This window comes from Pontibacter chinhatensis (assembly GCF_900113285.1).
GTDB classification, from domain to species: domain Bacteria; phylum Bacteroidota; class Bacteroidia; order Cytophagales; family Hymenobacteraceae; genus Pontibacter; species Pontibacter chinhatensis.
In genome coordinates, this window is sequence record NZ_FOOT01000001.1 from 1 (window position 1) to 13,809 (window position 13,809).

11 protein-coding genes are annotated in these 13,809 nt (G+C 51.2%); 10 read left to right on the forward strand and 1 reads right to left on the reverse strand.

The genetic code is table 11. The annotated features are described in order from the left end of the window. Nucleotides 1-304: 304 nt before the first annotated feature. Nucleotides 305-577, forward strand: coding sequence for a hypothetical protein (locus BM040_RS00005; RefSeq protein ID WP_139217729.1), 273 nt, complete (start codon nucleotides 305-307; stop codon nucleotides 575-577). 350 nt (nucleotides 578-927) lie between these two features. Beyond that, nucleotides 928-1,848, forward strand: coding sequence for an arginase family protein (locus BM040_RS00010; RefSeq protein ID WP_092097810.1), 921 nt, complete (start codon nucleotides 928-930; stop codon nucleotides 1,846-1,848). A 6-nt stretch (nucleotides 1,849-1,854) separates the two neighbouring features. Here the strand turns inward: BM040_RS00010 and BM040_RS00015 are convergent, their stop codons facing one another. Next, nucleotides 1,855-3,114, reverse strand: a complete 1,260-nt coding sequence (locus tag BM040_RS00015; protein ID WP_139217730.1) for a hypothetical protein — start codon at nucleotides 3,112-3,114, stop codon at nucleotides 1,855-1,857. A 101-nt stretch (nucleotides 3,115-3,215) separates the two neighbouring features. Between BM040_RS00015 and holA the strand changes: the two genes are divergently transcribed. The 8 genes from holA to BM040_RS00055 all read left to right on the forward strand — a co-directional run bounded on the left by holA (nucleotide 3,216) and on the right by BM040_RS00055 (nucleotide 13,808). Then, nucleotides 3,216-4,262 carry a DNA polymerase III subunit delta gene (holA, locus tag BM040_RS00020; protein WP_092097813.1) on the forward strand — a complete coding sequence of 349 codons (1,047 nt, stop codon included), beginning with the start codon at nucleotides 3,216-3,218 and terminating at the stop codon, nucleotides 4,260-4,262. A 225-nt stretch (nucleotides 4,263-4,487) separates the two neighbouring features. Further along, on the forward strand, nucleotides 4,488-7,607 hold the full coding sequence (locus tag BM040_RS00025; RefSeq protein ID WP_092097814.1) for a tetratricopeptide repeat protein: 3,120 nt from the start codon (nucleotides 4,488-4,490) through the stop codon (nucleotides 7,605-7,607). A gap of 31 nt (nucleotides 7,608-7,638) precedes the next feature. Further along, nucleotides 7,639-9,330 (forward strand): TonB-dependent receptor, encoded by a 1,692-nt coding sequence (locus tag BM040_RS00030; protein WP_092097816.1) that lies wholly within the window; start codon nucleotides 7,639-7,641, stop codon nucleotides 9,328-9,330. A 9-nt stretch (nucleotides 9,331-9,339) separates the two neighbouring features. Beyond that, nucleotides 9,340-10,443 (forward strand): HU domain-containing protein, encoded by a 1,104-nt coding sequence (locus BM040_RS00035; protein WP_092097817.1) that lies wholly within the window; start codon nucleotides 9,340-9,342, stop codon nucleotides 10,441-10,443. 1 nt (nucleotide 10,444) lies between these two features. After that, nucleotides 10,445-11,155 carry a MotA/TolQ/ExbB proton channel family protein gene (locus BM040_RS00040; protein ID WP_175490931.1) on the forward strand — a complete coding sequence of 237 codons (711 nt, stop codon included), beginning with the start codon at nucleotides 10,445-10,447 and terminating at the stop codon, nucleotides 11,153-11,155. A 2-nt stretch (nucleotides 11,156-11,157) separates the two neighbouring features. After that, nucleotides 11,158-11,559 (forward strand): ExbD/TolR family protein, encoded by a 402-nt coding sequence (locus BM040_RS00045; protein WP_092097820.1) that lies wholly within the window; start codon nucleotides 11,158-11,160, stop codon nucleotides 11,557-11,559. 11 nt (nucleotides 11,560-11,570) lie between these two features. After that, on the forward strand, nucleotides 11,571-12,494 hold the full coding sequence (locus BM040_RS00050; RefSeq protein WP_092097822.1) for a hypothetical protein: 924 nt from the start codon (nucleotides 11,571-11,573) through the stop codon (nucleotides 12,492-12,494). 18 nt (nucleotides 12,495-12,512) lie between these two features. Then, the gene (locus BM040_RS00055) at nucleotides 12,513-13,808 is read left to right on the forward strand and encodes a bifunctional folylpolyglutamate synthase/dihydrofolate synthase (RefSeq protein ID WP_092097824.1); all 1,296 of its coding nucleotides are present in this window, start codon (nucleotides 12,513-12,515) and stop codon (nucleotides 13,806-13,808) included. Nucleotide 13,809: the final 1 nt, after the last annotated feature.

The window sequence follows — 13,809 nt, forward strand, 5'->3', positions numbered from 1 at the left end:
TCTTTTTTTTCATCTTATGTAAGAGTTAAGTGTGAATTAAAAGGTAGCTCTTATCCGCTGCTTTTTAAAACCCTTTACCAAAGGTTTAGTGCAACAAAGTTCAGCCTTTATGCTCGGCTTTGCCTCGCTCATCGGCTGCACTAACTCCGTTATGTGCAATTGGGATTAATAAATGAGAATATACAACTACCTATTCTATAAGTCTTACCAACTGGCAATCAAGTCAAGGAACTTCGATGATATGCCAGTATTAGGTGGTATAGTATTTTTAGTGCTATGCCTAATGTTCAACCTCTTTACTGTTATGCTCACTTTAGAAGGGCTTGGACTAATGGAAATCAATTTAGATGAAAAGTATAAGTATCTCTTTTCATTAGCTTTGGTGTTAATTGTTCTGTTTTATTATCTCCAAGGCAATAGGTATGAAAGAATAATTGAACATTATCATAAAATGGAAATCAGGCAGGGAACCGGCCTACACCCTATACTGGTAATTGCTCTCTACTATACTTCAAGCTTTGTTTTACTATTGATAGCTGGATTATTCAAAAATGGTGACTGGATTTTCAGCAAATAAAAGTTTGAAAAGAAATAACAAAAGCACATAATATAGTTCAGCCAGCAGGTTTATAACTTACACTGTTCCTATGACAATTGAGAAAAAAATTAGAAAAGCTCAAACCAACACGGCACAGGCACCACTCTGTTACACCTCGTTCGCAGCCTTATATACAAGCACCGTTAGAGTAAATTATTTGAGTATAAGCTCATCAACGCAGGAAGTACTTTAAAACCGAAGGGAGCGCATAAGGTATGGTAAGAGGGGGGCATAGGGAATAAGTACTAACCTCCACTTACCTGTATGCTCTCTGTTCACCCCTGAAAGCTGAAGTATAAATTATACTACCGTGAACTACACCAATAGCTATGGAAAACATTGTCATACTTGAATTTCCCTCCAACCTGGGCCTGCGGGAGCCAATTCCGGGGCAGGAGCCCGGTGTTAGGAAGTTGCCAACTTGGTTGCGGCGGCACGGCTTTCACCAATTGATAGACCCGGCAGAGGTCGTGTCGCTTGAAGCGCCGCCCTATCGCATGGAGCGTGACGAGGAATCCAAAGTACTGAATGCAGATGCGCTTATTCAGTATGCGAAAGAGCAAGCCTCCGTGCTGACGCGTGTTTTATCAGAAGGGAATTTCGCCCTTATACTTGGTGGTGACTGCAGTATACTGCTAGGGGCCGCCCTGGCCTTGAAAAGCCGCGGTAACTATGCCTTGTTTTACTTGGATGGCCATACTGATTTTATGGGGCCTGAACTTTCTGAGACAGGAGGTTTGGGAGGCATGGCTGCGGCAGTCGCCGCCGGAGTAGGGCACGAGAAACTGGTCAACATCAACGGGCAGAGGCCTTATATACAGGAAAAGTATGTGTGGTGCGTTGGCAACCGGGAGTATGATGCGGAGTATGAGCGCTCCATCATTGACGCTGAGGCAAAGTATGTGAGCTTGACCATGCTCCGGAAAGAAGGAATCAGCCGCTGCGTGAATTCCTTTCTTGAAATGGTTGAAAGGGAAAACCTGGATGGATTCTGGCTGCATATTGACGTAGATGTGTTGGACGACGAGCTCATGCCTGCCGTGGATAGCAGAACGCCCGGAGGTCTAGGTTATGACGAGTTCAACCAACTAGTAACCATGCTCTTATCCAGCCCGAAAGCAGCGGGAGTAGAGATTACCATATTGGACCCGGATCTAGACAATTCGGGGAAATACACCAAGGAATTCGTGCGGCACTTTACCCATACTTTCCTTGAGGCGCGGAAGAACCTTCGGCAGGGCAGCGCGTGATACGAGCTACAGGCTACCTAACTCCTGGGCAATCTTCTTGTTCCACCGTTCCTGAGCCGCCTGGTCGAGCCCGTGGCGGGTTTCAGCGTCGTACTGGTCCTGCAGCTGGTTCATCTCCCGGTACGACTCAATAAAGTGGTATTGGATGATGCTGTTGTAGTCCACCACAGATAGTATCTCCGGCGTAATTTTTTTCTTAAAGCGCTCGGCCACCAATTTTACCAAGTCAAAGTGCCTTTGCTCGTGGTTCAGGCTGTAGGCGTTGCGCGCGTCGGGCTTTACCCAGGAGGAGCTTTGCAGCACGTATACTTTCATGTCGAGGTATAGCTGCAGCTCCCCGTTTACTACCTCGCTGCGGCCTTCGTAAGCGAAGCTGGGGAAAACGGCGGCTGCAAATTTGCTTGGCTTAGAGGGGCTGCCGGTAAAGTCGCCCCAATTAAGCGGGCGGCTGGGGGAGTAAAAGACAGTGTCGGAGGGAGCGCTGGCCGCGTAATCCGAAAAAATGACTTTTATACTTTTGGCCAGCCGTGGGTTAGAGCTGGCATTCTCTTCCATCCACTTGTTAAAGTATGCCAGCGCTCCCGTCAGTGATTGGCGAAGGGCAGGTTCTATCGCCTCCTCCTGGCCGGCCGGCCTGTTGTAGCGAACGCCTCCTTTATACTCTGTTAAGGGGATAATTTCGCCGTTTCCCTGCATTTCGAACTTCATGGCCGTTACCGCCTGCCCCTGCACACGGCCACCTGCTGCTGGCGATTCCTTTAGCTCAAACTCCTTCAGGGTAATGATGATGGGGCGCAGCTTTTTATTTGCCGGAATGCCTTTGCCTATGAACTGCTGCACGGCCTGAAGGCCTCCCCCTTGCAGGTCTACGGGCACAGCGGCGGTTGCCATGGCCTTGCCTGGGACGGGAGCAGGTATGATATGGGCTACGGCAGCCTTGTTCGGGCGCTCATCCACCACTTGGGCCACAAAAAACTCCTTTGGCGTAAACCCGAGCGCTTCTGTCTTCAGCACAATAGGGGTAATACCAGTATCCGCCGGCAAGATGGCGGACATCATGCTAACCAGCAGCAGGAGGATGAGCCCCCAAAGGGCGACTTGCTTCACAAACCTGGTGCTGCGATGCGCCTTGCGGCCATTTTTATTAAAGAAACTCATGGAAGTATAAACTAAACCAGCCAATGGCTGTACCTTAAAAACGGTTTTCCCGGCTGTGTGGTATAAAACACCCCTGAAGGCAATTGAGTTCTGCTTTTCTGCTACCATAAGTACAGGTTTATACTTTATGTTTAAGACAGAGGCCTTAAATTTGTAGAAGCGGCCCTGCAAGTATAAATTGCCTGTTTACCCGCTATACTTACATTACCATGTCCCATACACCCGAAGGCATTTTAGAGCAGCTCAAGCAACGGCAGTTTGCCCCTGTATACTTTCTGCAGGGCGAAGAGGCGTATTACATCGATACCATTGCCGGTTACATTGAGGCGCATGCCTTGCAGGAGCACGAGAAAGGCTTTAACCAGGTGGTGCTTTACGGCAAAGACGTGGATGTGTCGCAGGTGCTGTTGCAGGCCAAGCGCTTCCCGATGATGTCGGACCGCTCGGTGGTAATAGTGAAGGAAGCCCAAAGTATCGTGGATATTGAGAAAGAGGAAGGGATGAGGCAGCTAGAGGCTTACCTGCAAAACCCGCTGCCCTCTACCATACTTGTCTTCTGTTACAAGCACAAGTCGCTGGACGGGCGCAAGTCGCTGGCAAAGGCGGTGCAGAAGCACGCCGTGCTGCTTACCACCAAAAAGCTCTACGAAAACCAGGTACCCGCCTGGATCAACAGCTACCTCCGGAGCAAGGGCATGAAGGCCACGCAGCAGGCCGTGCAGCTCCTTGCCGAGTATATCGGCTCTGACCTGTCCAGGCTGGCAAATGAAATCGACAAGCTGCTGATAAACCTCAGGCCGGGCGCCACCGTGGATGAAGGATTGGTGCAGGAGAACGTAGGTATCAGCAAGGAATACAACATCTTCGAGCTGCAGGCGGCCCTCATCGCGCGCGACCCGCTGAAGGCTAACCGCATCATCCATTATTTTGAGGCGAACCCGAAGAACAACCCGCTCATCCCGAACCTGACGATGCTGTTTACCTTCTTCACCAAAATTCTGGTGCTGCATGCTCAGGCCGACAAGTCGGAGGGAGGGCTGAAGAAAAGCCTGGGCAACCAGGCCTGGAAGGTGAAGGATTACATGCAGGCCATGCGGGTATACCCCCTGCCACGCTGCGTAGATATCATCCACTTCATCCGGGTGGCCGACCTGCAGGTGAAAGGTATAACCGGGGGCGATGTGAGTGAGGCCGATATCCTGCGCGAGCTGGTTTTCAAGATCCTGCACCCGGTACCGCGGGCGATGGCCTCCTAAGGGTTATTTTTCCACAGATACAATAAAAGGCTTATACTGGCCATTGTTATAGAGATCTGGCTAATCCTGAGCGGTTATACTTTTAAAAAATACAAAGGCCGTTGTGGCTTTCTAAAAATTACTAACTTTGAGTGAGGTAGTATGAGCGGCGGCAACCCATCGCTTTTTTATACTTTCTTTTCAATCAGACATTAACGAGCTGCCCTTTGGGGCGAATGAGCAAAAATGAAGATAGGTTACAAAATAGCACTTGCATCGGTACTGGCTGGCGGTTCCCATGTGGTGGTGGCGCAGCACACGCAGGCCTTCACCTCCGAGGAGCGGTTCTTTCATGAAGGCGTAGAACTTTTTGACAGGGCCAAGTATGGCGCGGCACAGGAGGCGTTTAAAAAGTATATCGAGCTGATTGGGGATGATGCCAAAACAGCTGATGCGCAGTATTACTACGCCCTGAGCGGTCTGTACCTGTTGCACCCGGACGCTGAGCAGCTGGTGCTAAATTTTGTGCGCAAGTACCCGACTCACCCGAAAACAGCGCTGGCTAACTACGAGCTGGGCTTGTATTACTTCGAGCAGAAAAATTACAAGCAGGCTGTGGAACTGCTGAAAGATGCGCCGCTGCACCTGCTCAGCATCAAGCAGACCAAAGAGCTGGAGTTTAAGCTGGGTTATTCCTACTTCGCTACCAAGGACTTCGACAACGCCAAGATCTGGTTCGACAAGAACAAGACAACCGGTTTCCGGGAGGACGAGCATCGTTTTGCCTTTGCCTCTAACTACTATGCCGGCTATATCTCGTACCGCAAAGGCGACTATGCCGCGGCCAAGGAAGATTTGAAGATTGCCGAGAAGAACGAGGCCTATGCCCGTATCGTGCCTTACATGATCACCGAGATCCTCTACAAGGAGAACGATGTGTACGAGGTGATACGCTATGGCGAGGCAGCACTGGCCCAGAAGCCGGAAGTGCAGCAGCGCGATGAGATAGCTCTGCTCGTGGGGGATGCTTACTACCAGCGCGCCGAGTATAAAACAGCGGAGAAATACTTCAGCGAGTATGCCAAGGGCAAGCGCTCTCTGGATCCGGTGGTACAGTATAAAATTGCCTATACCGACTATAAGAACAATAACTACAAAAACGCCATTGCTAACTTCAAAACAGTGGCGCTTAAGAAAGACTCGCTGGGGCAGAATGCAGCCTACTACCTGGGCCTGAGCTACCTGCGTGATAACAACAAACAGTTTGCCCTTACCGCTTTTGACCAGGCCCGTAAAAACGACCAGGATAAAGCAGTTACGGAGGCAGCTACCCTCAAGTATGCACAGGTAAACTTCGACCTGGGTAATTTCCGTGAGGTAATCAACTCACTTTCTGATTTCTCTGCCAAGTATCCTAAGTCAGAAGAGGCAGAGGAGGCCGACCGCCTGCTAAGCGAATCATACTTTGGCTCTAACGACTATGCCGCCGCCATCCGCCACATCGAGGCAATGGACAAGAAAAGCTGGCGCATACTGCAGACCTACCAGCGGGTAACGTACTATCACGGCGTTAACTTGTTTAACGACAGCAAATTCCCGCAGGCGGTGGCCATGCTCGATAAGTCGCTCCAGTATCCTTATGACAAGGAGGTGACAGCGGCCAGCCATTTCGTGAAGGGTGAAGCCTATTCCATTGGGCAGCGCTACAACGATGCTATCAACAGCTACGCTGCCGTATTCCGCACAGCCCCTAACGCTAAAGAGGATTACTACATCAAATCCCGCTACGGTATAGGCTATGCTTACTTTAACACGAAGGAGTATGACAAGGCCCTAACCCACTTTAAGGCCTTCCTGGACAATGTGCAGCCAAGTAACCCGAACTACAACGATGCGACGGTGCGCCTGGCGGACACCTACTATGTAAACAAGAATTACAACGAGGCGCTGCGCCTGTACGAGCGTGTTATTTCCAGCAGCTCCCCTGACCGTGACTATGCCCTCTTCCAGAAAGGCGTAGTGCTCAGCATCCAGAATCAGAGCGGGCGTGCCAAGGACGCGTTGCTGGAGCTGATGAACTCCTACAAGACTTCACGCTACCGCGACGATGCCATGTACCAGTACGCCATCATCGACTTTGAGTCAGGCAACTACCAGGCAGCAGTGCAGGGCTTTTCAAGAGTGATAAACGAGATGCCGGACAGCAGACTGGTACCAAACGCCCTGCAGAAGCGTGGCCTTGCCTACTCTAACCTGCGCCGCAACGACCTGGCCATTGCCGACCAGCAACGTGTACTCGACGAGTTCCCGGATTCGAGGGTAGCCAGCGGTGCGCTTTATAGTTTGCAGGAGGTGCTGGGGCAGGAGAACCGCAGCAGCGAGTTCGACAAGTATGTGGAGCGCTACAAGTCTGCTAACCCAGAAAGCAATGCGCTGGAAAGTATAGAGTTTGAGGCTGCTAAGACGTTATACTTCAACCAAAACTACAAGGAGGCAGCCGCCAAATTAGAGAACTACATCAACACGTATCCGAAGAGCAGCTTTATACCGGACGCACGTTATTACCTGGCCGATTCCTACCTGCGCAGCGAGAGAAAGCAGGAGGGTGTGAAGGTGATGAAGCAGGTGGTACAGGAGAACCGCTCCGAGTTCACGAACCGCGCCATCCAGCGCGTGGCTGACATGGAGTTTGAGGTAGGCAACTATCCGGAGGCTATCAAATACTATAGCCGCCTGCGCGATGTAGCCACCAACCGCCGCGAGCAGCAGACCGCTCTTCTTGGCCTGATGCAGAGCTACTACAATACGAAGGACTTTGCCGCAACCAAGCGTGTGGCCGGTGAGCTGATCAGCCAGGGCAATGCCTCACTGAACGCTTACAACTCGGCGTTGCTGCACCGGGCGAAAGCCACGTTGGCACAGGGCAACATGAGCCAGGCCCTCACAGAGCTGCGCGAAACCACCGCTTCAGCTACTGACATACACGGCGCGGAGGCACATTACCTCATCTCTGAGACCATGTACAAGCAGAAGCAGTATCAGCCAGCACTGGATCATGCCTTTGAGTTCAGCAATAAATTTGGCAACTACGACTACTGGCTGGGCAAGACCTTCCTGCTGATTGCCGACATTTACACGGTTCAGAAGGAGATGTTCCAGGCACGTGCCACGCTCAACTCTATCATTGAGAATGCGCCAAATCAGGAAATTGTGGCGGAGGCGAAGCAGAAGCTGGCCAAGCTCGAAGGCAACGGCAGCCAGGGTGTGCAGCCGCAGAATCTGCAGCAAAATAAAAAGGACACTATTATCCTGGAGCCGGTAGATACGAGCAGCGAACCAGTAGACACGACCGGTTGGCAGAACTAAGCAGCGTTTTATTTAGAAGAGAAAGATCACCATGAGAAATAAATTGAGATTAGCATCACTTGCCATTGTGCTGAGCGTAGGGTACAGCTATCTGAATACAGCGCAGGCGCAGACCCAGCAAGGATGGTCGGAGGGAGGCAAGCTTCAGGACGCCGAAGTGGTTGTGGAGAAGGACCGCGTGATTGAACTGCCCCAGGCTGCCCGTAATTACGAGAAGTTCCGCATTAACCCGCCACAGGTAGGCGAGCGCAATGTTCGTTACCGCTTTTCTGATTACCGCCTGCCGGACCAGAATGTGGATCTGCAGATGAAGGTGCTGACCATTAAACAGGATGAGCTCAACAAGCTGTATGGCAACTACCTGAAGGCCGGTATTGGGAATTACGGCACCCTTTACCTGAAGGGCTACTTCCACAACAAACGCAGCAAGGATGCCAGCATCGGGGCAAATTTCAGCCATGTAGCTTCAGCAAAAGGTCCGGTGGATAAGTCTAACTCTGCTGCCAGCCAGTCAGATATCAGTCTGCACGGCGAGCGCTACCTGCAGGGGCTTACCATTGGCGGCGATTTGAAGTATGGCCGCGAAAAGCGCCACTTCTACGGCTACGAGCCAGTGGAAGGTGTGGAGGTGGACAAAGATACCATCAAGCAGGTGTTTAACCGCATCCACGCACAGGGCTTCTTCCACAACCAGAATTCCAACGCTCCTTTCCTTTACAGAACCAACGCCCGCTTCCGCTACATCAACGACAGGTATGACATGAGCGAGAGCAATTTTGCCGTTGACTTCAGAAGCGAGTATGGCATCGACGATGTATCGGCCTTTAAGGTGGATGCAGACCTGTCCCTGCTCTCGCACAAGGATTCAACAGACGTGAGCCGTGGCCTATTTAAGCTCAACGCGGCCTATGAGCGTCAGTTTGATGTGGTGCGCCTGACCATTGGCGCCAAGGTAGCCTACACCGGCGATGAGGTGAACGATGCCCGCCAGTTTAATGTGTACCCAATGGTGCGTGTTGGCTTAGAGCCGATAAAGGGTAACTTGTTGTTATACGCGGGGATAGGCGGCGACCTTGAAAGAACCACTTTATATGACCTGACGCAGGAGAACCCGTTCCTGGCTCCGAACGTGCAGGTAGCCGACGTGAACAAAGGACTGGAGATTTACGGTGGTTTGCAGGCCAATATTGCCAATTATGTGCACATTAACGGCCGCGTAGCCTACCAAAACTTCCGCAACCTATACTTCTACAACAACTCTGCGGTAGACCCGTCTAAGTTTGAGCTGGTGTATGACGACGGCGTGACAAATGTTTTGAATATTTTTGCAGAGGCTTCTTTCAATTATTCGGATGAGGTGAGGCTTGGATTAAAAGCTGATTATAATAGCTATAACACAGCCAGCCTGGAGCAACCCTTCCACCGTCCGGAGCTGATAACGAGCGTTTACGGCACCTACAACTTCTACGACAAGATTCTCTTTAATACAGAACTTTATTATATTGGTGATTCGTTTGGCCGTATCACCCGTGCAGACGGGACCACTGAGTTGAGAAAATCGGACTCTATCGTGGACCTGAACCTGAAGGGTGACTACAGATTCACCAATAACTTCACGGTGTTCCTGATGGCCAACAATTTGTTTGGGAAAAAGTATGAGCGCTTTGTAAATTACCCGAACAAAAGTATAAACCTGATAGGAGGCATAACTTACTCATTCTAAACATAGCGTATGGTTGAGAAGCACATCAAGTCACTGCTCTATGAGCACGACTGCGTCATCATTCCGGATTTTGGCGGACTGATTACCCGGTACGTGCCTGCCCGAATCAATTCGACAAAGCACACGCTCTCACCGCCTTCTAAAAAAATAGCTTTCAACGAGAAGCTTGTGCTCAACGATGGCCTGCTCATCAGCACCATTGCGCACCACAACCGGATCTCCAAGGAGGAGGCGCAGCAGCGTGTGGCTGCTTTTGTGCATCAGGCCAAAAATAACCTGCAAGCCCAAAACAGGTTTGAGCTCAGCGATATCGGCATCTTCCGGTATAACCCTGAGCGCCGGCTGGTATTTGAGCACACGGAGACTGATAACATGCTTGAGGACAGCTTTGGTTTGCCCGAGATCTCTGCCAGGCCTGTTAGAAAGTCAGAAGAGCCTGCCGTGCTTCGCACCTTAATTAAAGAGCGCCAAAAGGAACTTGAAGAGGAGAAACAACCGTTACGCAGACGCATTAAGCGGGCTTATAATGTTGCAGCGGGGCTGGCACTGGTGGGGCTGTGTGCTTCTGCCGTATATTTCCTCTCGCTGCAGGCCGACTATAATCTGAGCAGCCTCAATCCGGTTTTCTTCTTAAAATCGACGGAACACACGGCTCGTGAGATCGATGAACAGGAATTCTTTGCTGCCGAAATGGCCGGTGTAGAAGCCGAACAATCGACGCAGGAATCGCCTGAGACTGCTTCCGCTGACGCTGAAGGTATGACTTTAAGCAATGAGCCGGAATCTGCTGTAGCTGAGCCTGGTGATGTAGTTGTTGAAGAGCCAGCACCAGCAGCGGAGGTAGAAGAGGCGGCTCCGGCGCATATAATTTATACGACAGACGGACGTTCTTATATCATCTCCGGGGGCTACGCCCGTCTGGAGAATGCAGAGCAATACAGAAGCGCACTGCTGGAGCAAGGACACAAGGAAGTGTTTATACTTTTACCTCAGCCTGGCAGCAGGCTTTTCCGCGTGTCGCTGGCTGACTTTGACACGGCAGATGAGGCGCAGAATGCACTAAATACTTACAGAAAACAATTCGGAGAAACACTTTGGGTACTTAACAATTAACATGACATCACTCTTATTACAAATCACGACCACGGCAGATGCCGACACTACAGTAGCACTGGCAGAGGGGACTGAAGCTGCTGCAGAAACATCCGTTTCTCTATTGGATTTGGCAATGAACGGCGGATGGGCCATGATCCCGCTCGCGCTCCTGTCTCTGGTAGGCATTTACATTTTTGTGGAGCGTTACCTGACGCTTAAAAAGGCCGCCAAAAACCCGGAGGGCTTTAACGACCGCATTAAAAGCATGGTGTTGGCCGGCGACATCAACGGTGCAAAAATGCTGTGTGCCCAGACCAACACCCCTGTTTCCAGAATGATCTCCAAGGGAATTACCCGTATCGGACACCCGCTGAAAAACATCGAGACATCGATCGAAAACCAGGGTAAGATTGAAATCAGCCTTTTGGAGAAAAACCTGGCTGCCTTGGCGACAGTAGCTGGTGCTGCTCCGATGCTGGGCTTCTTGGGTACGGTAACAGGTATGATTGGCGCCTTTATCGCTATCGCACAGGCAGAAGGCTCTGTGAGCCCAAAGCTGCTCTCCAGCGGTATCTATGAGGCCATGGTAACAACAGCAACTGGCTTGATTATTGGTCTGCCAGCCTATGTGGGTTACAACTACCTGGTGTCTAAGATCGACAGCATTGTTCACTCCATGGAATACTCCTCTATCGAGTTCCTTGATCTATTACAAGAACCACAGCTTTAAGAATGAATATACGTTCTAAAAACAGGATAAATGCAGAGTTCAGCATGTCGTCTATGACCGACATCATCTTCCTGTTGCTGATTTTTTTCATGCTGACATCTAACTTCGTGACACCTTCGGGCTTGCCGGTTAGCTTGCCAAGCAGCAAGACCTCCGATATTGTGATGCAGAAAATCAGCATTACCATCTCTGAGGACCTGAGATACTACCTGAACGACAAAGAGATTTCGCCGGAAGAGGTAGAGCCCCAGCTGACTGCCTTGTTGCGCGACGCAGGAACAGAGCAGGGAGCTGTGGTGTTGCACGTAGACAAGAGCGTACCGGTGGAGCACCTGGCAAGGGTGGCTGGTATCGCCAAAAACCTTAATGCAAGTGTAACGCTGGCCACTGTGCCAAACGAATAAGGAACCAGACTATGTCAATTGCCCTTTCGAAGGAAGAAGAAAAGAATAAGCGCATTGCAGCCGGTGTCAGCATCGGGGTGCATGTGCTTATCCTGCTTTTTCTGATATACATGTTGGCCTGGCGTGCGCCAGACCCACCCGCCCCGGAGCATGGCATTGAGCTGAACTTCGGTACGGATGCAGTGGGCAGCGGCGACATACAGACCAAGGCTACTCCAAATGAGTCGAAGAATGTAGAGGACAGCAAGCCTGCCCCAACGCAGCCTGAACCGGAACCAGAGCCACAACCGGAGCCTGTATCGAAGCCTACACCTCCGGCAGCACCCGTAGAAACCCCGAAGGTAGTAACCACCACGGCACCTGAGCCGGTTGCTGTGAAGGAAGAGGCGAAGCCAGTTCCGAAGCCGCAGCCTAAAAAGGAAGAAGTGAAAAAGCCGGATCCGAAGCCGGAGCAGCCGAAGGAGGAGCCCAAGAAAGAACCAGAAAAGCCACGTTCCCTTTACCCGGGTCAGCCAACTACAAGCACTGGCACTGGTAAAAGTGGTACTTCCGATGCTGCCACCGGCAACAACAACGGTGATGACACCGGAAAAGTGGGCGACAAGGGTAGTCCGGACGGCGATGTGAATGCGAAGGCGCTTTACGGCAAGGCCGGAGGCGGAGCAGGTGGATCCCTGGATATGCCTGGCTGGCGCTACGACATCGAGCCCAAGCGCGACCCATACAGCAACGAAACCGGTATTATTCGTTTCAGAATCAAAATTGACGCAGACGGTAACCTGATAAATGTGGAGCGTGTTGAAAGCACCGTTTCGCCTCAGGTAGAGCGATGGTACCGGGATCAGCTATACAAGACCACCTTTAGCCGAACCGGCTCAGGTATGGCCACATCAGGAGCAACCGGTATCGTAACATTCCGCATTACAGCGCGCTAATTTTATACTTTCTTATTGATGACCTATCAAGAGTGTCTTGATTATCTATACCAGCAATTGCCGATGTACCAACGCATCGGCAATGCTGCTTTTAAGAAGAGCCTCGACAACATTGTTGCCCTATGCGAGGCGATGGGACAGCCGCAGCACCAGTTCAAAAGCATTCATGTAGCCGGTACCAACGGCAAGGGCAGCAGTTCGCACATGCTGGCTGCGGTGCTGCAGGAGGCCGGCTACAAAACCGGACTTTATACTTCGCCGCATCTGAAATCCTTTACCGAACGCGTACGCGTCGACGGGCAGGAGCTTCCACAGAGCTACCTTATAAGTTTTGTTGAGCAGTATAAACCGCTTTTCGAAAGTATAAAGCCTTCGTTTTTTGAGATGACGGTGGCCCTGGCATTTAAATACTTTGCCGAGGAGCAGGTGGACGTGGCCGTAATAGAGGTGGGCTTAGGCGGCCGTCTGGACTCCACCAATATCATCACACCGGAAGTATCGCTTATCACCAACATTAGTTTCGACCACCAGAGTATGCTGGGCGATACTATTGGGGCCATTGCCGCAGAGAAGGCCGGCATCATCAAACCCCAGGTGCCTGCTGTTGTAAGCATCCGGCAGCCGGAGGCGGAGGAGGTGTTTATAGCCAAAGCCGCTGAGGTGGGAGCTCTTTTATACTTTGCCCAGGACCAGTATACTTTGGAAGTTACGGAAAACACGCTGCAGCGGCAGATGTTTCAGGTGTTCCGCGAGGGTGATTTATACTTGCAAAACCTGGAGCTGGACCTGGCCGGAGGTTATCAGAAGTATAACTTGCCAGGGGTGCTACAGGTGCTGGAGGTGCTGCAAGAGCAGAAAGGCTATACTATACCGGAGGCTGCCATACGCAAGGGCTTAGCCCATGCCAAAAGTATAACCGGCCTGAAAGGGCGCTGGCAGGTGCTGCAGCAATCCCCGCTCACGATCTGCGACACAGGACACAACGAAGACGGTATCCGGCAGATACTGCTGGGGCTGGAGCAGCTGCATTCAAAGCAGGTGCACCTGGTTTTCGGGGCCGTGAACGATAAAGATGTGACGAAAATCCTGCAAATGCTGCCGGCAAAGTATAAATACTACTTTTGCCAGGCTAACATCCCACGCGCCTTGCCAGTGCAGGAACTGGTGCAACAGGCTGAAACAGTGGGTTTAATAGGGGAGGCTTACCAGACAGTGGCCGAGGCCATTGCGGCAGCAAAGGCAAATGCGGCTCCGGATGAGGTTATTTTTATCGGAGGTAGTACCTTTGTGGTCGCTGAAATTGACGAACTATAGG

Bases quoted from the DNA above. Each gene is read 5' to 3' on its own strand.
- BM040_RS00005 (WP_139217729.1), top strand. From the start codon at position 305: ATGCTCACTTTAGAAGGGCTTGGACTAATGGAAATCAATTTAGATGAA.
- BM040_RS00010 (WP_092097810.1), top strand. From the start codon at position 928: ATGGAAAACATTGTCATACTTGAATTTCCCTCCAACCTGGGCCTGCGG.
- BM040_RS00015 (WP_139217730.1), bottom strand. From the start codon at position 3,114: ATGGTAGCAGAAAAGCAGAACTCAATTGCCTTCAGGGGTGTTTTATAC.
- holA (WP_092097813.1), top strand. From the start codon at position 3,216: ATGTCCCATACACCCGAAGGCATTTTAGAGCAGCTCAAGCAACGGCAG.
- BM040_RS00025 (WP_092097814.1), top strand. From the start codon at position 4,488: ATGAAGATAGGTTACAAAATAGCACTTGCATCGGTACTGGCTGGCGGT.
- BM040_RS00030 (WP_092097816.1), top strand. From the start codon at position 7,639: ATGAGAAATAAATTGAGATTAGCATCACTTGCCATTGTGCTGAGCGTA.
- BM040_RS00035 (WP_092097817.1), top strand. From the start codon at position 9,340: ATGGTTGAGAAGCACATCAAGTCACTGCTCTATGAGCACGACTGCGTC.
- BM040_RS00040 (WP_175490931.1), top strand. From the start codon at position 10,445: ATGACATCACTCTTATTACAAATCACGACCACGGCAGATGCCGACACT.
- BM040_RS00045 (WP_092097820.1), top strand. From the start codon at position 11,158: ATGAATATACGTTCTAAAAACAGGATAAATGCAGAGTTCAGCATGTCG.
- BM040_RS00050 (WP_092097822.1), top strand. From the start codon at position 11,571: ATGTCAATTGCCCTTTCGAAGGAAGAAGAAAAGAATAAGCGCATTGCA.
- BM040_RS00055 (WP_092097824.1), top strand. From the start codon at position 12,513: ATGACCTATCAAGAGTGTCTTGATTATCTATACCAGCAATTGCCGATG.